General features: G+C 67.7%; 15 protein-coding genes. 5 read left to right on the plus strand and 10 right to left on the minus strand.

Annotation, left to right across the window (positions count from 1 at the left end):
• Nucleotides 1-107 precede the first annotated feature (107 nt).
• Nucleotides 108-2,381 carry a DUF6351 family protein gene (locus tag L3V85_RS13850; RefSeq protein ID WP_237679759.1) on the plus strand — a complete coding sequence of 758 codons (2,274 nt, stop codon included), beginning with the start codon at nt 108-110 and terminating at the stop codon, nt 2,379-2,381.
• A 4-nt stretch (nt 2,382-2,385) separates the two neighbouring features.
• Here the strand turns inward: L3V85_RS13850 and L3V85_RS13855 are convergent, their stop codons facing one another.
• The 8 genes from L3V85_RS13855 to L3V85_RS13890 all read right to left on the minus strand — a co-directional run bounded on the left by L3V85_RS13855 (nt 2,386) and on the right by L3V85_RS13890 (nt 13,499).
• Nucleotides 2,386-5,178, minus strand: a complete 2,793-nt coding sequence (locus tag L3V85_RS13855; RefSeq protein ID WP_237679760.1) for a nitrate reductase — start codon at nt 5,176-5,178, stop codon at nt 2,386-2,388.
• Between the two features lie 48 nt (nt 5,179-5,226).
• The gene (gene nirD, locus L3V85_RS13860; RefSeq protein ID WP_237679761.1) at nt 5,227-5,622 is read right to left on the minus strand and encodes a nitrite reductase small subunit NirD; all 396 of its coding nucleotides are present in this window, start codon (nt 5,620-5,622) and stop codon (nt 5,227-5,229) included.
• Nucleotides 5,623-5,631: 9 nt separating this feature from the next.
• Complete coding sequence (locus L3V85_RS13865; protein ID WP_237679762.1) at nt 5,632-6,423, minus strand: type IV pili methyl-accepting chemotaxis transducer N-terminal domain-containing protein; 792 nt, start codon at nt 6,421-6,423, stop codon at nt 5,632-5,634.
• Entirely contained in the window at nt 6,420-8,888 is a 2,469-nt protein-coding gene (nirB, locus tag L3V85_RS13870) for a nitrite reductase large subunit NirB (RefSeq protein WP_237679763.1), read from the minus strand. Before nirB ends, L3V85_RS13865 begins: the two co-directional genes overlap by 4 nt.
• A gap of 24 nt (nt 8,889-8,912) precedes the next feature.
• The gene (locus L3V85_RS13875) at nt 8,913-9,722 is read right to left on the minus strand and encodes an ABC transporter ATP-binding protein (RefSeq protein ID WP_237679764.1); all 810 of its coding nucleotides are present in this window, start codon (nt 9,720-9,722) and stop codon (nt 8,913-8,915) included.
• Entirely contained in the window at nt 9,719-10,639 is a 921-nt protein-coding gene (gene ntrB / locus L3V85_RS13880; protein WP_237679765.1) for a nitrate ABC transporter permease, read from the minus strand. The genes L3V85_RS13875 and ntrB overlap by 4 nt, the downstream gene beginning before the upstream one ends.
• 13 nt (nt 10,640-10,652) lie before the next feature.
• Nucleotides 10,653-11,897 (minus strand): CmpA/NrtA family ABC transporter substrate-binding protein, encoded by a 1,245-nt coding sequence (locus tag L3V85_RS13885; protein WP_237679766.1) that lies wholly within the window; start codon nt 11,895-11,897, stop codon nt 10,653-10,655.
• Nucleotides 11,898-12,227: 330 nt separating this feature from the next.
• Nucleotides 12,228-13,499, minus strand: coding sequence for a nitrate regulatory protein (locus L3V85_RS13890; RefSeq protein WP_237679767.1), 1,272 nt, complete (start codon nt 13,497-13,499; stop codon nt 12,228-12,230).
• A 124-nt stretch (nt 13,500-13,623) separates the two neighbouring features.
• Between L3V85_RS13890 and tsaD the strand changes: the two genes are divergently transcribed.
• Nucleotides 13,624-14,682: a tRNA (adenosine(37)-N6)-threonylcarbamoyltransferase complex transferase subunit TsaD gene (gene tsaD / locus L3V85_RS13895; protein ID WP_237679768.1), complete on the plus strand. Its 1,059-nt coding sequence runs from the start codon at nt 13,624-13,626 to the stop codon at nt 14,680-14,682.
• Here the strand turns inward: tsaD and L3V85_RS13900 are convergent.
• Complete coding sequence (locus L3V85_RS13900; protein ID WP_237679769.1) at nt 14,621-15,379, minus strand: alpha/beta hydrolase-fold protein; 759 nt, start codon at nt 15,377-15,379, stop codon at nt 14,621-14,623. The genes tsaD and L3V85_RS13900 overlap by 62 nt on opposite strands.
• A gap of 189 nt (nt 15,380-15,568) precedes the next feature.
• Nucleotides 15,569-15,940 (minus strand): Hsp20/alpha crystallin family protein, encoded by a 372-nt coding sequence (locus tag L3V85_RS13905; protein ID WP_237679770.1) that lies wholly within the window; start codon nt 15,938-15,940, stop codon nt 15,569-15,571.
• Between the two features lie 122 nt (nt 15,941-16,062).
• Here L3V85_RS13905 and L3V85_RS13910 point away from each other — a divergent pair, with 122 nt between their 5' ends.
• The 3 genes from L3V85_RS13910 (at nt 16,063) to L3V85_RS13920 (ending at nt 19,566) form a co-directional block, all read left to right on the plus strand.
• A complete protein-coding gene (locus L3V85_RS13910) occupies nt 16,063-17,343 on the plus strand; it encodes a branched-chain amino acid ABC transporter substrate-binding protein (RefSeq protein ID WP_237679771.1) in 1,281 nt (426 codons plus the stop codon).
• Nucleotides 17,344-17,346: 3 nt separating this feature from the next.
• Nucleotides 17,347-18,552, plus strand: a complete 1,206-nt coding sequence (locus L3V85_RS13915) for a pyridoxal phosphate-dependent aminotransferase (RefSeq protein WP_295173839.1) — start codon at nt 17,347-17,349, stop codon at nt 18,550-18,552.
• 78 nt (nt 18,553-18,630) lie between these two features.
• The gene (locus tag L3V85_RS13920) at nt 18,631-19,566 is read left to right on the plus strand and encodes a DMT family transporter (RefSeq protein WP_237679773.1); all 936 of its coding nucleotides are present in this window, start codon (nt 18,631-18,633) and stop codon (nt 19,564-19,566) included.
• Nucleotides 19,567-19,633 lie beyond the last annotated feature (67 nt).

Consider the following 19,633-nt stretch of genomic DNA (forward strand, 5'->3'; position numbering starts at 1 on the left):
CGCTGCGGCATCCGTATTTCCCCGATAAGCGGCGCCCGTTTATCTGACAGATATCCGCGCCGCGTTTGCATAGAGTCGCGCCTTCGCCCCGATGCTGGAGACAAGAGATGAAGACCTGTGCGCCCGCCAAGCGACGCTTGCTGTGGCCCGTCGCGATGAGCCTTGCCGCGCTGCTCTTGGGCAGCTGCGGCGGCGGCAGCGGCAGCAGCGCCCCGACCTGGACCGGCTTCCCGGCCGCCGGCGGCGGCACCGCCGACCCCGGCACGTCGGCCCCACCGGTTTCCGTGGGCAAGATCGCGCTTGCCACCCTGTCGGGTCGCGCCGACATGGTGACCGGCGGCGACACGCTGCTGGAGGTCGCCTTGCCCGAAGGCGTGGCCGCCACCGATGTGCGCGTGACGCGCAACGGCGAGGACGTGACCTCTGCCTTCTCGGCCCGACCCGGCGGCCGTGCGCTGCGCGGCCTGGTGGCGGGCCTCGCCGCAGGCGATAACACGCTGGCGGCGAAGGCGGGAGACAAGGCGAGCGGCGAGCTCGTCGTGACCAACCATCCGATCACGGGGCCGGTGTTCTCGGGGCCGCATCTCAAGCCCTTCGAATGCCGCACCGCGGCGTCGGGCCTTGGCGCGGCGACGGATGCGGACTGCTCGGCCGCCACCACCTTCGACTGGTTCTACTTCACGCCCGCAGGCGTGCGCAAGGCGCTGGCCGACCCGCTGGGCCCACGCCCGGGCGACCTTGCCACCACGACCACGCTCGAGGGCCGGACGGTGCCCTTCATCGTGCGCGTGGAGTCGGGAACGATCAACCGCTCGATCTACCGCATCGCGGTGCTGGACGATCCCGCCGAGCCCGGCCGCTGGAACCCGAAGGGCTGGAACGGGCGCATCGTCTTGCGCTTCGGCGAGTCGACCGCCGCGCAATACAACCAGGGCGTCAACACGCTGAACGACGTGTTCAAGCCGGACAGCATCGACGTGCAGAACATCGAGGCGCTGCGGAAGGGCTACGCCTACGTGATGTCCACGCTCAACATCAACAAGGTCAACGTCAACGACGTGCTTGCGGCCGAGACCGCGATGATGCTGCGCGAACACATCGCCAAGCGCTACGGCCTGCCGCGCTGGATGGTCGGGATGGGTGGATCGGGCGGGGCCATCCAGCAGATGCTGATCGCGCAGAACTACCCGGGCATCCTCGACGGGCTGATGCCGGACTCGGCCTTTCCCGACGTGTTCGGTACCGCGTTGGCGGTGTCCGATTGCCGCCTGCTCGACGCCTACTTCACCAACCCGGCGAGCCCCGGCTATCCGTTCAGCGATGCCAAGCGAAAGGCAGTGGAGGGCCATCTCAAGGGCACCTGCAGGACCTGGAGCATCGGCAACGGCGACGCGGTGCTGGCAACCAGCGGTTCGATTTCACCGGCCTGCGGCCTGGAGAATGCGGCACTCGTCTACGACCCGCTGGGCAATCCGGGCGGCGCGCGCTGCACGGTGTACGACATCAACGTCAATTCGCTCGGGCGCGATCCGGCCACCGGCTTTGCGCGGCGGCCGCTCGACAACGTGGGCGTGGCCTACGGGCTCGACGGCTTGAGGAAGGGCGCGATCACCGCGGCCGAGTTCCTCGACCTGAACGAGAAGATCGGCGGCTACGACCGCGACGGAAACCTCGCCGCGCAGCGCACCGTGGCCGACACCGAAGCGCTGCAGCGCGCCTATGCGCTCGGCCGCATCGGCAGCGGATCGGGCGGCCTGGCCACCGTGCCCCTGCTGAGCCTGCATCCCTATGCAGAGCCTGGCTCCGACATCCACACCATCTACAACGACCTCAAGATCCGCGAGCAACTGATGCAGGCCAACGGCCGTGCGGACAACCAGGTGATCTGGCTGTTCCCCAATCCGCAGCTGGCCGCGCTGATCGGGAAGCCGGGGCAGGTGCAGCCGCTGAGCGTGCTGCTGCGCGACACGCTCGTCGCGCGGCTGGCATTGATGACGCAATGGCTCGACGGCATGGCCGACGACCCCGCGCCGCCGGACGCCGACAAGGTGGCCCGTCACAAGCCTGCCGACGCCGTCGATTCCTGCTGGGACGTGAACGACAGCACCCGCTACAAGGAGACCGCGACGTTCAACGATGCCGGCAAGTGCAATGTCCTCTATCCGAAGACACCGCCTCCGCGCATGGTGGCGGGCGGGCCGCTGGCGGACAACGTGGTCAAGTGCCAGTTGAAGCCGGTGCGGGTGGAGGACTTCCTTCCGGTGACTTTCTCGCCGGCCGAGAAGTCGCGGCTCGACGCGATCTTTCCTGATGGTGTGTGCGACTTCGCGAAGCCCGGCGTCGGCCAGGCGGCGCTCAAGGGCACCTGGCTGCGCTACTGAACGCTCACGCCGCCAGCGACTGCGCCGCAGGGTGCTCGCGCACCCTGCGCTTGAGTTCGGGCACGCACGAGCCGCAGTTCGTGCCGCACTTCAGCGCGCCCTGCAGGGCTGCCAGCCGCTCGTCTGGCGAACCGCCGCATCGGCCGAGTTCCGTCTCGATGGCCAGATCGGTCACGTTGAAGCAGGTGCACACCGTCTTGCCGCGCGACTGCACCGCCACCGGGGCTTTCGAGCCCGGCGACAGCAGCAGGCGCCCGTAGCTCTGCGCAGGCAACTCCTCGCGCAGCAAGGTCGCGATCCAGGCCTCCGCGCTGGTGTCGCCGCCCAGCAGGAAGGCTTCCAGGCCGGCGCTGCCGTCGGCGCGGCGCACCAGCCGCGCAGAGCGGCGCTGGCCTCGGCGCCGGTCGGCGTAACGCAGTGCGTCGGAGGTCTGCAGGCCCAGCAAGGCTTCGATCTTTTCGACCAGCGCGTCGTCGGGCGCATCGTGCGCTGCCGCGCGAAAAAGGATGCCGCTGCGCTCCGCACCCTGCGTGTTGCCGGCGAAGGGCACGCAGGTCGCAAAAGGAAACAGTGCCATCAGCGGCTGGAGCGCACGTTGCGCGGTCAGCGCGGCATCGGAAGGCAGCCACGCCATGGCCAGCAGCGACCACGGCAGCTCGGCCTTGAGGATCTTCACCGGCGTGTGCTTCAGCTCGGGCTGCTTCGATGTGGGGCAGAAGGCCGGCGTGGTGAGCGCGTTGATGCCCGCCAGCCGCGTGCCGTTCGACGAGCAGCCGCTCAGATACTCCTCGCCCCAGTGCATGGCGACGAAGGCCTGGCTCAGCCCCACCTCGGCGCTGGCGCGCGCGGGCAGCATGATCGAGCCACGCCTGGAGGTCAGGTGCACCAGGTCGCCTTCGCGGATCTGCCGGCGCGCCATGTCCTGCGCGTTCATCTGCACCACGGGCTCGGGAACGTGGCCGAAGAGGCGCCCGGCCGTGCCCGTGCGGCTCATGCCGTGCCACTGGTCGCGCAGGCGGCCGGTGTTCAGCGAGAACGGGTAGCGTGCCTCGCGAGCCTCGGCCACCGGCTTGTAGATCGTGTCGACAAAACGGGCGCGGCCGTCGGGCGTGGGGAACACGCCGTCTTCGTACAGGCGCGCGCGGCCGGTGCTTTCTCCCTCTTTCAGCGGCCATTGCTGCGGGCCGGCGGTCTCCAGCATCGCGTAGCTCATGCCGGTGATGTCGAGGTCGCGCCCGCGCGTGGATTCGCGGTGCTCGTTCCAGACCGACTCGGCCGTCTCGTAGGGAAAGAGCGTGAAGGCGCGGCCCATCTGGCGCTCGAGCCGATGCGCGAATGCCACCGCGATCGACCAGTCGTTGCGCGCCGCGCCCGGCGCCGGCACGGCCGGGCGCACGCGCGAGATGCGGCGCTCGCTGTTGGTCACGGTGCCTTCCTTCTCGCCCCAGGTGGTGGCGGGCAGCAGCAGGTCGGCGAAGGCGCAGGTTGCGGTTGTGGCAAAGGCTTCCTGCACCACGACGAACTCGGCACGCTCCAGCGCGCGGCGCACCGTGGCCTGGTCGGGCATCGACTGCGCGGGGTTGGTGCAGGCGATCCACAGCGCGCGGATCTCGCCGTCGGCGGCGGCCTGGAACATCTCCACCGCCGTCTTGCCCGGCTTCTCGGGGACGGAGGGCACACCCCACAGCGCGGCCACTTCGGCGCGGTGATCGGGATTGGCCAGGTCGCGGTGCGCGCTCAGCAGGTTGGCGAGGCCGCCGACCTCCCGGCCGCCCATCGCGTTGGGCTGGCCCGTCAGCGAGAACGGACCGGCGCCGGGCTTGCCGATCTGCGCGGTGGCCAGGTGCAGGTTGATGAGGGCCGCGTTCTTCGCCGTGCCACTGGACGACTGGTTCAGCCCCTGGCAGTACAGGCTCAGCGTGGCCGGCGAGGTGGCGAAAAGACGCGCCGCTTCGAGCAGGTCTTCCTTCGAGACGCCGCAGACCTGCGCCACCTTGTCGGGCGTACATTCGCGCACCGTGGCCTTCAATGCGTCGAAGCCATTGGTGTGCGCAGCGATGTACTTCGCATCCATCCAGCCTTCCCACAGCATCAGGTGCAGCATGCCGTTGAACAGCATCACGTCGGTGCCGGGCTGGATGGGCAGGAAGAGGTCGGCGATTTCGGCCGTGTCGGTGCGGCGCGGATCGGCCACGACGATCTTCAGCGCCGGGTTCGCGGCCTTCGCGTCTTCCAGGCGGCGAAACAGAATGGGGTGCGCCCAGGCCGTGTTGCTGCCCACGATGAGGATGCACTGCGCATGCTTCAGGTCGTCGTAGCAGGCCGGCGGCGCGTCGGCGCCCAGCGTCTGCTTGTAGCCGGCCACGGCACTGCTCATGCACAGGCGCGAGTTGGTGTCGATGTTGTTGGTGCCGATCAAACCCTTGGCGAGCTTGTTGAAGACGTAGTAGTCCTCTGTCAGCAACTGGCCCGACACGTAGAAGCCGACCGAATCCGGGCCGTGGTCGCGGATCACCTGCGCGAACTTGCCGGCGGCGTTGTCGAGCGCGGTGTCCCAGGTCACGACGGTGGGTGCTTCGCGGCGAACGATGCGCTGCATGGGCTGCAGCAGCCGCGTTTGGCGCGTGACCGTGGCGCTGGCCGTGAGGTGCAGCGTCGAGCCTTTGGTGCACAGGCGGCCGAAGTTGGCGGGGTGCTCGGGGTCGCCGCGCACGCCGGTGATCTCGTCGCCGTGCGATTCGATGATGACGCCGCAGCCGACGCCGCAGTAGGGGCAGGTGGAGCGGGTCTCCCGCATCACGCCTCCTCCTCTGGCTGCTTCGACGTGCATGCCGCGGCCCTCACCCTAGCCCTCTCCCAGCGGGAGAGGGGACAACACCTTCGGTCCGGCGACCGGACGCTCGAGGTCGGTGGCGTGCGTCGCCAGTTCGGCGGCGTCGAGATGCACCACGCCTTCTTCCAGCTTCACCGCGAACTTCGGCGTGCAGCCTTCGTCGGGCGACTTCGCGCAGCCGTCGTCCAGCCCGATGGCCCAGTTGTGCAGCGGGCAGGCCACGCTGGTGCCGAACACGATGCCTTGGCTCAGCGGGCCGCCCTTGTGCGGGCAGCGGTCCAGCAGTGCGAACACTTGGTTTTCGGCGTTGCGGAACACCGCAACGTCCACGCCCACCGGCCGCGCCACGCGGCGCGAGCCGAGCACGGGGATGTCGTCGATGCGGCAGATGACTTGCCATTCGCTCATGGGGCCTCCTTAGGTCTTGAGGTCGGAATAAAGGCCGGTGACGCGGTCCATGATCGCCAGCAGGTTCTCGCTGGTGACGAACACGTCGGACATCAGCGCGGGCGAGGCGCCGGCGCCTTCCAGCCGCTGCAGGCCGCGGTTGAAGAAGATCCACTGCGCGTCTGCCAGCACCAGCTCCTGCCTGATCTGCGCGGTGGCCTCGGGCGCGTTGCGCAGCAGCTCGAGCGCCGAGAGGAATTCGGTGCGCGCCTTGCCGATCTCGGCGGTGCTGCCGGCCGGGTCGATCTGCATTGCCGTGGCCAGGTAGAACTTGGCCATGCGCTGCGACAGCATGCGCTGGCGCCCGGCGATGTTGACCAGCCGGCCCACCGGCTTGCCCGAGGCCGCCTCGTACTGCGTGGTGCCCTGGTTGGCGAGCGCGAGCACGGTGGCGTCGAGCTTCACGACCTTGGCGGCCTCAGCCTTGCTGGGCGCCGTGCCCGTGAGTTCGCGCTTGAACTCGCTCCAGGCGCTGTCGAGCGAGTCGTAGGTGCCACGGATGGCAGGGCTGGGCGCGAAGGCCTTGAGCTCCCCCAGTTGCCGCTCGAACAGCGCGATCGACTTGTCGAGCACCTGCTGCGCATTGCGCGCTTCCACGTTCTGCACCAGCGCCAGGTAGGCCTTGCTCGCGCGCTGCGACAGCATGCGCTGGCGGCCGGCCTTGTTGATGGCATCGTTGAGATCGGCGACCTGCGCGTTCACGTGCAGGCCCGCGCCCAGGCCGGCAATGGCGGCGGAAGCGATGAAGACCCGCCGTTTCAAGCCGTCTTCTCCACTTGCGGCACCGCGAGCGGCGTGAACTGCCGCACGTCCACCGAGGCCTGCGCCGATTCGAACCAGGGGTCGGGCTCGCCGTCGAGCGCGAACTGCAGCCGCTCCCACAGCGCCTTGCGGCCTTCGGCGTCGTCCAGGATCTTCTTCTTCACGTAGTCCAGGCCCACGCGGCCGATGTAGTGCACCGTGCGCTCCAGGTACCAGCCCTCTTCGCGGTAGAGCTGCAGGAAGGCGCCCGAGTACTCCATCACTTCCTCGGCCGTCTTCACTTTCACGAGGAACTGCGCGACCTCGGTCTTGATGCCGCCGTTGCCGCCTACGTACAGCTCCCAGCCCGAATCGACGCCGATCACGCCCACGTCCTTGATGCCGGCTTCCGCGCAGTTGCGCGGGCAGCCCGAAACGGCCAGCTTGACCTTGTGCGGCGAGTACATCGCCCACAGCGCGCGCTCCAGGTCCTTGCCCATCTGCGTGCTGTCTTGCGTGCCGAAGCGGCACCACTCGCTGCCCACGCAGGTCTTCACCGTGCGCAGTGACTTGGCATAGGCAAAGCCGCTGGGCATGCCGATGTCCTTCCAGACGTTCTCCAGGTCTTCTTTCTTCACGCCCAGCAGGTCGATGCGCTGGCCGCCCGTGACCTTCACCGTCGGAATCTTGTATTTGTCGGCCGCGTCCGCGATGCGGCGCAGTTCGTCGGGCGTGGTGTGGCCGCCCCACATGCGCGGAATGACGGAATAGGTGCCGTCCTTCTGGATGTTGGCGTGGCTGCGCTCGTTGATGAAGCGGCTCTGCGGGTCGTCCTTCGCCTCCTTGGGCCAGGTGCTGATCAGGTAGTAGTTGATGGCCGGGCGGCAGGTGGCGCAGCCGTTGGGCGTGCGCCAGCCGAGGTTGCGATACACCTCGTCGTGCGTCAGGTAGTGCTGCTTGCGGATGGCGTCGCGCACGTCCTGATGGCTCACGTCGGTGCAGCCGCACACGGCCTTCTTCTTGGGCGTGGCGGAGTAGTCGCCGCCGGCGGTGAACATCAGGATCTGCTCGACCAGCCCGGTGCACGAGCCGCAGCTCGCGCTGGCCTTGGTGTGCTTCTTCACCTCGTCGAGCGTGAACAGGCCTTTTTCCTTGATGGCCTTGCAGATGGTGCCCTTGTTCACGCCGTTGCAGCCGCAGACCTCGGCGTCGTCGGGCATGCTCGCGGCCTTGTTGTGGCCCTCGTGTCCGGTGTCGCCGATGTTCGATTCGCCGAACATCAGCTTGTCGCGGATGTCGTGCACGCTGCGGCCGTCGCGCAGCAGCTTGAAGTACCAGCTGCCGTCCACTGTGTCGCCGTAGAGGCAGGCGCCGACCAGCTTGTCGTCCTTGATGACCAGCTTCTTGTAGACGCCGCCGAAGGGGTCGCTCATGACGATTTCCTCGGTGCCTTCGCCGCCCTGGAAGTCGCCCGCGCTGAACAGGTCGATGCCCGTCACCTTGAGCTTGGTCGAGGTGAGCGAGCCCATGTAGCGGCCGATGCCGAACATCGCCAAATGGTTGGCCGCCACCTTGGCCTGCTCGAACAGCGGCGCGACCAGGCCGTAGGCGATGCCCCGGTGCGCGGCGCATTCGCCGACCGAATAGATGCGCGCGTCGGTCACGGTCTGCATGGTGTCGGTCACCACGATGCCGCGGTTGACGTGCAGCCGCATGCTCTCGGCCAGCGCGGTGTTGGGGCGGATGCCGACGGCCATCACGACGAGGTCGGTCGGCACTTCGAGGCCGTCCTTGAAGCGGATGGCCTTGACGCGGCCGTCTTCACTGCCGATCAGCTCCTGCGTCTGCGCGCCCATCAGGAACTTCATGCCCCGGTCTTCCAGCGACTTCTGCAGCAGCTTGCCCGCCACCTCGTCGAGCTGGCGCTCCATGAGCCAGGGCATGACGTGCACCACCGTCACCTGCATGCCGCGCTTCATGAGGCCGTTGGCCGCCTCCAGGCCCAGCAGGCCGCCGCCGATGACCACCGCATGTTTGTGCGTCTTGGCGGTCTCGATCATCAGGTTGGTGTCGGCGATGTCGCGATAGGCGATCACGCCTTCCAGCTTCGCACCGGGCACCGGCAGCATGAAGGGGTTGGAGCCGGTGCACAGCAGCAGGCGGTCGTAGGCGGCCTCGGTGCCGTCCTCGGCGCGCACGATGCGCTTGACGCGGTCGACGCTCGCCACCTTCTTGCCGGCGTGCAGCGTGATGTTGTTTTCCTCGTACCAGCTCCACGGGTTGAGGATGATCTCGTCCACCGTCTGCTCGCCCGCCAGCACGGGCGACAGCAGGATCCGGTTGTAGTTGGGGTGCGGCTCGGCGCCGAACACCGTGATGTCGTAGAGGTCCGGCTCGACCTTGAGCAGCTCCTCGATGGTGCGGACGCCGGCCATGCCGTTGCCGACCATCACGAGCTTCTGCCTTGTCTTCACGCGCATGTCCATGGTGTGTGCTCCTGCGGTCCGGGCTCAGGCCGCGGTCTTCTCCACGTGGGCCTGGCGGGTGTAGAGGAAGTCGATCACCGCCTTGCGGGCGTGCACGTAGACCGGGTCCTCGGCCAGTTCCACGCGGTTGCGCGGGCGGGCGATGTCGACGCTCAGCACCTCGCCGATGGTGGCGGCCGGGCCGTTGGTCAGCATCACGATGCGGTCGCTCAGCAGCACGGCCTCGTCCACGTCGTGCGTGACCATGACGACGGTGCTGCGCGTCTTCTGCACGATGGCCAGCAGCTCGTCCTGCAGCTTGGCGCGGGTGAGGGCGTCGAGCGCGCCGAAGGGCTCGTCCATCAGCAGCACCTTGGGCTCCATCGACAGCGCGCGCGCAATCCCCACGCGCTGCTTCATGCCGCCGGAGATCTCGCCCGGGCGCTTCTGCGCGGCGGGCGTGAGGCCGACCAGCGCCAGCGCGGCGTCGGTGCGGGCGCGCAGCTGCGCCTTGTTTTCGGTGGCGGCGAACACGCGTTCCACCGCCAGGTATACGTTCTCGAAGCAGGTGAGCCAGGGCAGCAGCGAGTGGTTCTGGAACACCACCGCGCGCTCGGGGCCCGGGCCCTTGATTTCCTTGTCTGCGCACAGCAGCGCGCCTTGCGTGGGCGTGGTGAGTCCGGCAATCAGGTTCAGCAGCGTCGACTTGCCGCAGCCCGAGTGGCCGATGAGCGTGATGAACTCGCCCTTGGCCACGTTCAGGTTCACGTCGCGCAGCGCGACGAAGCGCCCCTTGGGTGTCTTGAACGCCTGCTCGACGCCGTGGATCTCGATGTACTTGCCGTCATTGGTCATGACTTCACCTCTTCGAACGTGAACGCGGTGGCCAGCTTGATGAGCGCGAACTCCAGCACCAGGCCGACGATGCCGATCACGAAGATCGCGATGATGATGTTGGCGACGTTGAGGTTGTTCCACTCGTCCCATACCCAGAAGCCGATGCCGACGCCGCCGGTGAGCATCTCGGCCGCCACGATCACCAGCCACGCGGTGCCCACGGCCAGCCGCACGCCGGTGAGCATGTAGGGCAGCACCGAGGGGAACAGGATCTTGGTGAGGATCTTCCATTCGCTGAGGTTCAGCACCTTGGCCACGTTCATGTAGTCGGTGGGCACGCGCTGCACGCCCACGGCGGTGTTGATGACCATCGGCCAGATCGAGCAGATGAAGATGGTCCAGATGGCCGCCGGGTTGGCGCCCTTGAACACCAGCAGGCCGATGGGCAGCCACGCCAGCGGCGACACCGGGCGCATCAGGCTGATCAGCGGGTTGAACATGCGCGAGAGGAACTCGAAGCGCCCGATCGCGAAGCCGGCCGGAATGCCGACCAGCGCCGCCAGGCCGAAGCCCAACGCCACGCGCTGCAGCGACGAGAGCACGTTCCAGCCCACGCCCTGGTCGTTGGGGCCCTTGCTGTAGAAGGGATCGCTGAATACCGTCAGCGCCTGCTGCCAAGTGGCCGCGGGCGTGGGGAAGCCCGTGGTGCTCTTCATGGCGACGATTTCCCAGATCAACAGCAGCAGGCCGAAGCCCGCGAGCGGGGGCAGCACGCGCATCCAGAACGCGCGCAGGTCGATGGGGGTGCGCTGCTTCTGCTCCCTCTCCCCCTTGGGAAGAGAGTTGGGGTGAGGGGCAGCCTCTCCCCGGCCCTCTCCCGCACGCGGGAGTGGGAGGGATGCTTCGAGCGGCGAATGAAAGACGGCGCTGACCATGGCGTGTTTCTCCTCAGGCATGCAACTTGAACGAATCGGCGTACTTCTTCGGGTCCTTGCCGTCCCACACGGAGCCGTCGAACAGCTTGCTGGTGCGCATCGGGTCCTTGGGCACCGGCGTCTGCGTGGCGGCGGCGGCCTGCTTGTAGATGTCGATGCGGTTGATTTCGGTGGCCACCTTCAGGTAGTCGGGGTGCTCCTTCAGCAGGCCCCAGCGCTTGTGCTGCGTGAGGAACCACATGCCGTCCGAGAGGTAAGGGAAGTTCACGGCGCCGCCGTTGTAGAACTTCATGTGGTTGGGGTCGTCCCAGCTCTTGCCCAGGCCGTTGGTGTAGCGGCCCAGGATGCGCTGGTTGATGGCGTCCACGCTGGTGTTGACGTAGCTCTTGTCGGCGATGGTCTCGGCCATCTTGTTCTTGTTCTGCAGGCCGGCGTCGATCCACTTGCCGGCCTCCAGGATCGCGGCGGTCACCGCGCGCGCGGTGTTGGGGTACTTCTTCGTGAATTCGGCGGTGCAGCCGAGCACCTTCTCGGGGTGGTCTTTCCAGATGTCCTGCGTGGTGATGGCGGTGATGCCGATGCCGTCCATGATGGCGCGCTGCCCCCAGGGCTCGCCGACGCAGTAGCCGTCCATGTTGCCCACGCGCATGTTGGCCACCATCTGCGGTGGCGGCACGGTGATGTTCTTCACGTCCTTGAACGGGTCGATGCCGGCCGAGGCGAGCCAGTAGTAGAGCCACATGGCGTGCGTGCCGGTGGGGAAGGTCTGCGCGAAGGTGTATTCGCGCTTCTCGCTGGCGATGAGCTTGGCGAGCGATGCGGCGTCGACCGCGCCCTTGTCGGAGAGCTTCTTCGACAGCGTGATGGCCTGGCCGTTGTTGTTGAGGGTCATGAGCACGGCCATGTCCTTCCTGGGCCCGCTCAGGCCCAGGTGCATGCCGTAGACCAGGCCGTAGAGCACATGGGCCATGTCGAGGTCGCCGTTGGAGAGCTTGTCGCGCACGCCGGCCCAGCTGGCTTCCTTGCTGGGGACGATCTTCACGCCGTATTTCTTGTCGATGCCCAGCACCGAGGCCATGACCACGCTGGCGCAGTCGGTCAGGGGAATGAAGCCGATCTTGACCTCTTCCTTCTCGGGCTTGTCGGAGCCCTGGGCCCAGACGGCCGCGCGCAGGGCGGGGTCGATGCCCACGGCGCCGATGGCTGCGGCTTGCAGGACGCGGCGTCGGCTGAGGCGGGTTTTGAGCAGGTCGGTCATGGGCGGGGCTCCGGTTGAAGACGAACAAACGAAAAGACAAAAACGAAAAGGCGTCCGCACCGCGCAGGGGCCGCTCGAAAACGAGCCCTTGCGGGATGGGGACGCCTTTGTCCGGTCGGTGGGTGGCACCCGTCGTTGGATGCCGCCTGCCTGAAGACCTTCTGGAGGTCTATGCGCTGGTTGCTTGCAAGCGGTGTGCCAGCCTTTTCGCGCGTCGGCGCGCTATCAGGAAAGTAGCTGCGGTGCCTTGCACGGCGAGGGTGCGGCGCCTTGCGGGCGGTGAATGCGCGGCAGGCACGGTTGTTGTGCACTGCACCAAGTTGAACGCCCTCAGCGCGGCGGGGTGCGCTCCGGCATGGACAGGTAGTCGGCCATGGCCAGCACCGACTCGGCCACCTCGACGAGCCGGCGGCCCTGGTTCATGGCGGTTTCGCGCAGCATCTTGTGCGCCTCCTGCTCGCTCATGCGGCGGTGCGCCATCAGCAGGCCCTTGGCGCGCTCGACGAGCTTGCGTTCGTTGAGCGAGGCGCGCACGGTCTGCAGTTCGTCGCTCATGGCCTGCAGTCGGTGCGACTGCTCCTGAACCATGTCGAGCACCGAACGTTCGAGGTGGCGGCCGAGCTGCGCGGGCGTGGCGGCCTGCGCGTCGGCGTCCGCGTCGTCGAAGAACAGGGCGGCGCCGGTCTGGGGCGCGAGCGTGTCCAGCACCTGCCGGTAGGTCAGCAGCTCGCTGCGGGCCCGCGCGGTCTTGTGGCTGCAAAGCGCGCGCAGGTCGGCCGCGAGGCGGTCTTCGACGGTTCGCATGGCATCGATGCGGCGCGTGCAGCAGTCGAACCAGGCCTGGCCCAGCGCGGCATCGGCGGGCGCGGAGGTGGCGCCCCTGCGGCGCATGCGTTCCAGCTCGGCCATGGTGGCGTCGGACTGGCTCTCGCGCCAGAGCGCGAGCACCGCGTCGCCGGAAAAGTCGATGAACACCTGGAAGCAGCGCTCCTGCGATTCGATCAGGTGCTGCCACTGCAGGCGCCGGGTTTCGTCGCTGCGGCCCATGGCCAGCGCGGCGGCGCCGAAGGCACGCTCCTGGCCGGCGAACTCCTTGCCCTGCATGAAGTTGAACATCGCGACCAGCAGGCGCGAGATTTCAGGATCGGTGGCGCCGTCAGCCGCCTCGAACACCACCGACAGCAGCCCGGCAATGAGCTTGACGAAGGCGGCGGTCGACTGCGAGGGGCGGAGTTCGAGTGCGTCGATGCGGCGGCGCAGGGCGGGCAGGGCGTCCAGGCCCGGGAGCACCCAGGCGATACGGCTGAACAGCCGCGCGCCGTTGCCGGAGCCAAGGCCGCGGTGGTGTTCGGCCTCGAGCTGGTCGAACCCCGCGCGCACTTCCTGCTCGAGCGCCAGGCATTCGGCGATCTGCGGCGCGCGCTGCTCGGCCAGGCGCACGCCATGCGATGCGAGGAACACGTTCGACATGCCGCGCTCGCGCTGCAGCGCGTGCACCAGTCGCCCGATCAGGCCTACCAGCTCGCTGGTGCGCGCGAGCTGGTCCAGCTCGTCGATCTCGCAGCGGCGGGCGGCGATCAGAAAACTCAGTCCGGACTTCATGGTGGGTGCGTGCGCCTGCGGGGCTTTGCACCGGCACTGCAACATCCGTGCCTCGAAGCTCTCAGCTCGCGTGCGTTTGCCCCTTCGCGGGCACCCGCGCCGGGCGCCACCTACACTCGGCGGCATGCTCTTGTTGGGAATCGAATCATCCTGCGATGAAACCGGCGTGGCGCTGGTGGAGTCGCACGGCAACGCGCTGCCGGTGCTGCGCTCGCATGCGCTGCACAGCCAGATCTCCATGCACCAGGCCTACGGCGGCGTGGTGCCCGAACTGGCCAGCCGCGACCACATCCGCCGCGTGCTGCCGCTGACCGAGTCGGTCATGGCCGAGGCCGGCCGCTCGCTCGGCGAAATCGACGTGGTGGCCTACACGCGCGGACCGGGCCTGGCGGGCGCGCTGCTCGTGGGCGCCGGCGTGGCCTGCGCGCTGGGCGTGGCGCTGGGCAAGCCGGTGCTGGGCGTGCATCACCTCGAAGGGCATCTGCTGTCGCCGTTCCTCAGCGCCGATCCGCCGGAGTTTCCGTTCGTGGCGCTGCTGGTGTCGGGCGGCCACACGCAGCTGATGCGGGTGGACGGCGTGGGGCGCTACGAGCTGCTCGGCGAAACCATCGACGACGCGGCCGGCGAAGCCTTCGACAAGAGCGCCAAGCTCATGGGCCTGCCGTACCCCGGCGGCCCGTGGCTCGCAAAGCTGGCCGAAGACGGCAACCCCGCGGCATTCAAGCTGCCGCGTCCGCTGCTGCACAGCGGCGATCTCGATTTTTCTTTCGCAGGACTGAAGACGGCGGTGCTCACGCAGGCCAAGAAGCTCGGCGACCAACTCGAAGCGAACAAGGCCGACCTCGCGGCATCCACGCAGGCGGCCATCGTCGAAGTGCTGTTGAAGAAATCGCTTGCCGCGCTCGACCAGACCGGCCTCAAGCGGCTGGTCGTGGCTGGCGGCGTGGGCGCGAACAAGAATCTGCGCGAGCAACTCAACGCTGCGTGCGCCAGGCGCAAGGTGCGGGTGCACTACCCCGAGCTGCACCTGTGCACCGACAACGGCGCCATGATCGCCATGGCCGCCGCTATGCGCCTGCAATCGGGCCTCTCGCAGGCGACCGAGCGCTATGCCTTCGACGTCAGACCGCGATGGCCAATGGCATCGCTGACTGCCGAGGCGTCGCTGCCGCAGGCTGCATAGCCGGCTGCGACTGGCGCGAGCGGCCGATGGCCGGCAGCGGCAGCACGTCCAGCACGTTGCGCCAGAGCTGGCGCCATTGCGGCCAGTCGTGGCCGCCTTCGGTCGTGAACACGCGGCCCGGCGGCAGCGCGTCGGCCAGCAGCTTGTGGTTGCTGGCAAAGCGGTCTTCGAGGCCGAATCCCAGGTAGAGCGGCGGCAGGTTCTTCGACGGCTGTGCCGCGAGGTATTGCTGGAAGAAGGGCCAGAGCTTGCGGTCGGGTTCCTCGTCGGGCTGCGGCCCGGTGGGCGCCTGCCATGCGCGCAGGCCGCCGGCCTTCTTGATTTCCGCGCCGAGCACGCGGCGCCCGAGGTAGGGCGCCAGCGCCACGATGCCGTCCACCGAGCCGGGCTTGGCCAGCTCGTGGATCAGCGCGCCGAAGCCGCCGATGGAAATGCCCACGAGCCAGATCGCCTTGTAGCCCTTGGCGCGCTGCGGCTCGATGACGTCCGCATGCAGGCGCTCGCTGAGGGTCTGGTCGTAGTAGTAGGACACGTCGGCGTCGACCAGCAAGGCATCGGCCGCGAGGTGGCGTTCCCGCACGGCGCTGATGAAACCTTCGCGCTCGAACTCGTCGGGCTTGAGGTAAGCGCCTGGCAGGAAAACCAGGAGCGTGTCGGATTGTTCGGTGGGGTTTGCAGGTTGAAGGTGAGTTTTCATGGTGCCAGGAGGGGCACCCGATCCGCACCGTCATGATTTTCGATGCGTTTACAAGACGCCCACGAAGAAGAAAGTACTAAGAAAACGTCACATCATGTGACGTTATGCGGCCCTATTGTGAATAGGGAGCATGTTCAAAGTCAAAAGCAACCCTTTGCTGTCACTTTCTTCTTGTGGACATAGGCCGGACTAGTTGATTTGTAAATTCGCGGCCTGGCTCACCGGCACCAGTTTTCCGAGCTTCAGCGTGAGCACGCCGTTCTCGAGCTTGGCCTCGCTGGCGGCCACGTCGATGTCCTGCGGCAGCTCGTAGGCGGCCTTGAACTGGCGCTTGGCTTCGGCCTTGCTGTCGATGCGCAGCACGGCGCCTTCGATGCTGATCGCGAGGTCTTCACGCGAGAAGCCGGGCACGTCGAGCGAGAGGGTCCAGCTCTTGTCGTCCTGCTCCACGAGCGGCGAGCGGCGGGTGCCTGCGAAGGCTTCGCTGGCGAAGCGTTCGAAGGCGCGGTCGTAGGCGCGCGGAGTGAAACGGGCGGTGCGAAGGGGAGGTGCGAAAAACATGAAGAGCTCCTGAATGAACACAATGGGACAAGGAATGTGTGTCCCTTACACTGCGCGGCCGTTCCATCGTGTGAGTGCCGCTTGACACCTCATCTAGGCGCAGCGGCAAGCGTTTCAAGACAATGAATCCCCCCTTTAATTTGCGTCGCGAGACCTTGAAATTCGCGGCGCTGGCGCTATGCGCGAGGCCCTTCGCGGCGCTTGCGCAGACCTCGTCCGCACCCATCCGCCTGGCGCTGATCGAAAGCATGAGCGGCCCCTTCGCCAACACCGGCGAGGCCGTGTTCCGCAATCTGCTGTGGGCCGTGGAGCGCGTGAATGCGCGCGGCGGCGTCAAGCTGCCGGGCGGCGCGCGCATGCTGCAGCTCGACCGCTACGACAGCAAGGGACAGAACGAAGAAGCGCTCTCCGCATTGCGTGCCGCAATGGACGACGGCGCGCGCATCGTGCTGCAGGGCAACTCGTCGGCCACGGCCGCGGCGCTCGTCGATGCCATCGAAAAGAACAACGAGCGCGACGTGTCGCGGCGCGTGGTCTTCCTCAACTACGCGGCGGTCGATCCGGTGCTCACCAACGAGCGCTGCAGCTTCTGGCACTTCCGCTTCGACGCCCATGCCGACATGCGCATGGCCGCGCTGATGGATGTGGTGAAGGACGACGCGGCCCTCAAGCGCGTCTATCTGATCGGGCAGGACTACAGCTTCGGCCAGTCGGTGCTGCGCGAGGCGCGCCGGCAGCTCGGCGCGCAGCGGCCCGACGTGGAGATCGTCGGCGACGAACTGCATCCGATGGGCAAGGTGAAAGACTTCGCGCCCTATGCCACCAAGATCATCGCGAGCGGCGCGCAGGCCGTGGTCACGGGCAACTGGGGCAATGACCTCACGCTGCTCGTGAAGGCGGCGCGCGAGGCCGGGTTCAACGGCACCTTCTATACCTTCTACGGCAATGCGCTTGGCGCGCCGGCCGCCATCGGCGATGCGGGCATCGGCCGCGTCGTCGCGGTCGCCGACTGGCTGCCCAACGTTCAGACGGCGCAGTCCGAGGCGTTCTACCGGGCCTTCCGCACGCGCTTTCCGAAGCCGGCCGAAGACTATGTGCACATGCGACTGGCGCTGATGATCGAAGCGCTTGTACAGGCCGTCGAACGCGCAGGCAACCTCGACACTGTGCAGGTCGCGCGAGCGCTCGAGCAGGCCGACGTGAGCCTCTACGGCCAGCGCGGCCGCATGCGCGCGGCGGACCATCAGTTCCAGCAGCAACTGGTGGTCGGCGTGATGGACCGCAAGGGCAAGCCCGGCGTGCAGTTCGATGTCGAGGGGTCGGGCTACGGCTTTCGCGTGGTCAAGACCATTGCGCCCGAGCGCGCCGAACTGCCGACCTCGTGCAAGATGAAGAGACCTTGATCGATTGATGACAGACAGAGAACAGGACCAACAGACATGCGTGAAGCCATCCACAACCTCGAAGCGTCGAAGATCCGCGAAGTCGCCAACGCCGGCATGGGGCGCGACGACGTGCTGGCCTTCTGGTTCGGCGAAAGCGACGAAGTCACGCCCGAGGTGATCCGCCAAGCCGCCATCGAATCGCTGCAGCGCGGCGAAACTTTCTACGCCCACAACCTCGGCCTGCCGGAGCTGCGCGAAGCCATCGCGCGCTACACCAGCGGGCTGCATCCGGCGGTCGATGCATCGCGCATCGCCGTAACCTCGGGCGGCGTGAGTGCGCTGATGCTGGCCGTTCAGGCGCTGGTCGATGCGGGCGACGAAGTGGTCGCCGTCACGCCTGTGTGGCCCAACCTCACGGCGCAGCCCGCGATCATGGGCGCGCGGGTGCGCACCGTGCCGCTGGTGCCGGTGAACGGGCAGTGGACGCTCGACCTGCCCGCGCTGCGCGCCGCGGTCACTTCGCAGACGAAGCTGCTGATCGTCAACGCGCCCAACAACCCGACGGGCTGGACCATGACGCGCGACGAGCAGCAAGCCGTGCTCGACCATTGCCGCCAGACCGGCACCTGGATCCTGGCCGACGAGGTGTACGAGCGGCTGTACTACGAGCCGACGCCCAACGGCTGCGCGCCGAGCTTCCTCGACATCTCGAAGCCCGACGACCGGCTGGTCGTGACGCACAGCTTTTCGAAGAGCTTCCTCATGACGGGCTGGCGCCTCGGCTGGCTGGTGCTGCCGCCGTCGATGGTGGACGGCATCGGCAAGCTGATCGAATTCAATACCTCTTGTGCCAGCGTGTTCACGCAGCGTGCGGCCATCGCGGCCATCGAGCACACGTCCGAGATCACGCCGCGTGTGGTGGCGCACCTGAAGTCGTGCCGCGACACGCTGGTGCCGCTGCTGGCGGCGGTGCCGGGCGTGCAGGTGGCGCCGGCCAAGGGCGGCATGTACGCCTTCTTCCGGCTCGAGGGCTTCGGCGATTCGCTCGAAGTGGCCAAGCGGCTGGTGGCCGAGGCGGGCCTGGGTCTCGCGCCGGGCAACGCCTTCGCCCCCGAAGCTCAAGGCTGGCTGCGCTGGTGCTTTGCCTCCAAAGACCCGCAGCGGCTGGTGAAGGGCGTCGAGCGGCTGCGCAGCTGGCTTGAGCAGCAGCAACCCGGCAAGGGCTGAGCCGGCTGCAATTTCGTTCAATACGCGGCGCGCGCCGGCCGCGAAGCTGGGCCTTTTCTCGAAAGCGAAAGGTCTGGCATGTCGGAACGGTCGAAGGGCATGGCGCTGTGCGCGCTGGCGATGGTCACGGTGGGCAGCACGGTGGTGGCGAGCAAGGTCATCGCGGGCGGGCTGCCGCCTTTCACCGCGACCGCGCTGCGGTTCGCGATGGCGCTGCCGGTGTTCCTGTTGCTGCTGCGGCTGACCCGCACGCCGTGGCCGAGGCCCGATCGGCGCGACATGGCGCTGCTGCTGAGCCAGGCGGGGCTGGGCAGCGTCGGCTACACGGTGCTGCTGATCATGGGCGTGCGCTGGGCGCCGGCGGCCAGCGCGGGTGTTGTCGCGGGCACCTTGCCGGCGGTGGCCGCGCTGGTGGCGGTGATCGCGCTGCGCGAGCGGCCGGGGCGCTACCTGGTGGGCAGCATCGTGTTGGCGACCGCGGGGGTGCTGGCGATCAGCTGGCCCGGAGCAGGGGCTGCTTCGGCGGGGGACTCGAAATCCCCTGCGGCGTTGCTGGGCAATCTGCTGGTCCTGGGCGCGGTCGTCTGCGAGGCGATGTTCATCCTGCTCAACAAGCGCCTGCGGGTTCCGGTGCGCCCGCTGGCGTTGTCGACGCTCATGGCCGCCTTCGGGCTGCTGCTGTCGCTGGTTCCGGCGCTGCTTGAGCGGGCCTGGGAGCGTCCCTTGCCGATGGCGGCGCTGGCCGGTGTCGCGTACTACGCGCTGGTGCCCACGGTGCTGGGCTTCGTCCTGTGGTTTGCCGGATCGTCCCGGCTGCGCGGGGCCGAGGCGGCGCTATTCACGGCCATCCTGCCGGTCTCGGCGTTGGCCCTGGCGGCGCTCTGGCTGGGCGAAAGCATCAGCCTGGCCCAGATCGCCGGGGCCGCCTGCGTGCTGGGCGCGGTGGGGCTGGCTTCCCTCGATGGGAGGGGTTCCAGGGGGCATGAAAGCCCGCTGAAAGTCGCCGAGCTATAATCCCGAGGCTTTGCATGCCGCAAGGCGCACGGCGAGGGCAGTTCCAGTCCCCACCGCAAGTCAAACA

It is taken from the genome of Variovorax paradoxus (genome assembly GCF_022009635.1).
GTDB lineage: Bacteria > Pseudomonadota > Gammaproteobacteria > Burkholderiales > Burkholderiaceae_C > Variovorax.

Bases quoted from the DNA above. Each gene is read 5' to 3' on its own strand.
- nirB (WP_237679763.1), bottom strand. From the start codon at position 8,888: ATGGACATGCGCGTGAAGACAAGGCAGAAGCTCGTGATGGTCGGCAAC.
- L3V85_RS13900 (WP_237679769.1), bottom strand. From the start codon at position 15,379: ATGAAAACTCACCTTCAACCTGCAAACCCCACCGAACAATCCGACACG.
- L3V85_RS13905 (WP_237679770.1), bottom strand. From the start codon at position 15,940: ATGTTTTTCGCACCTCCCCTTCGCACCGCCCGTTTCACTCCGCGCGCC.
- ntrB (WP_237679765.1), bottom strand. From the start codon at position 10,639: ATGGTCAGCGCCGTCTTTCATTCGCCGCTCGAAGCATCCCTCCCACTC.
- L3V85_RS13885 (WP_237679766.1), bottom strand. From the start codon at position 11,897: ATGACCGACCTGCTCAAAACCCGCCTCAGCCGACGCCGCGTCCTGCAA.
- L3V85_RS13855 (WP_237679760.1), bottom strand. From the start codon at position 5,178: ATGCGGGAGACCCGCTCCACCTGCCCCTACTGCGGCGTCGGCTGCGGC.
- nirD (WP_237679761.1), bottom strand. From the start codon at position 5,622: ATGAGCGAATGGCAAGTCATCTGCCGCATCGACGACATCCCCGTGCTC.
- L3V85_RS13850 (WP_237679759.1), top strand. From the start codon at position 108: ATGAAGACCTGTGCGCCCGCCAAGCGACGCTTGCTGTGGCCCGTCGCG.
- tsaD (WP_237679768.1), top strand. From the start codon at position 13,624: ATGCTCTTGTTGGGAATCGAATCATCCTGCGATGAAACCGGCGTGGCG.
- L3V85_RS13890 (WP_237679767.1), bottom strand. From the start codon at position 13,499: ATGAAGTCCGGACTGAGTTTTCTGATCGCCGCCCGCCGCTGCGAGATC.
- L3V85_RS13910 (WP_237679771.1), top strand. From the start codon at position 16,063: ATGAATCCCCCCTTTAATTTGCGTCGCGAGACCTTGAAATTCGCGGCG.
- L3V85_RS13875 (WP_237679764.1), bottom strand. From the start codon at position 9,722: ATGACCAATGACGGCAAGTACATCGAGATCCACGGCGTCGAGCAGGCG.
- L3V85_RS13920 (WP_237679773.1), top strand. From the start codon at position 18,631: ATGTCGGAACGGTCGAAGGGCATGGCGCTGTGCGCGCTGGCGATGGTC.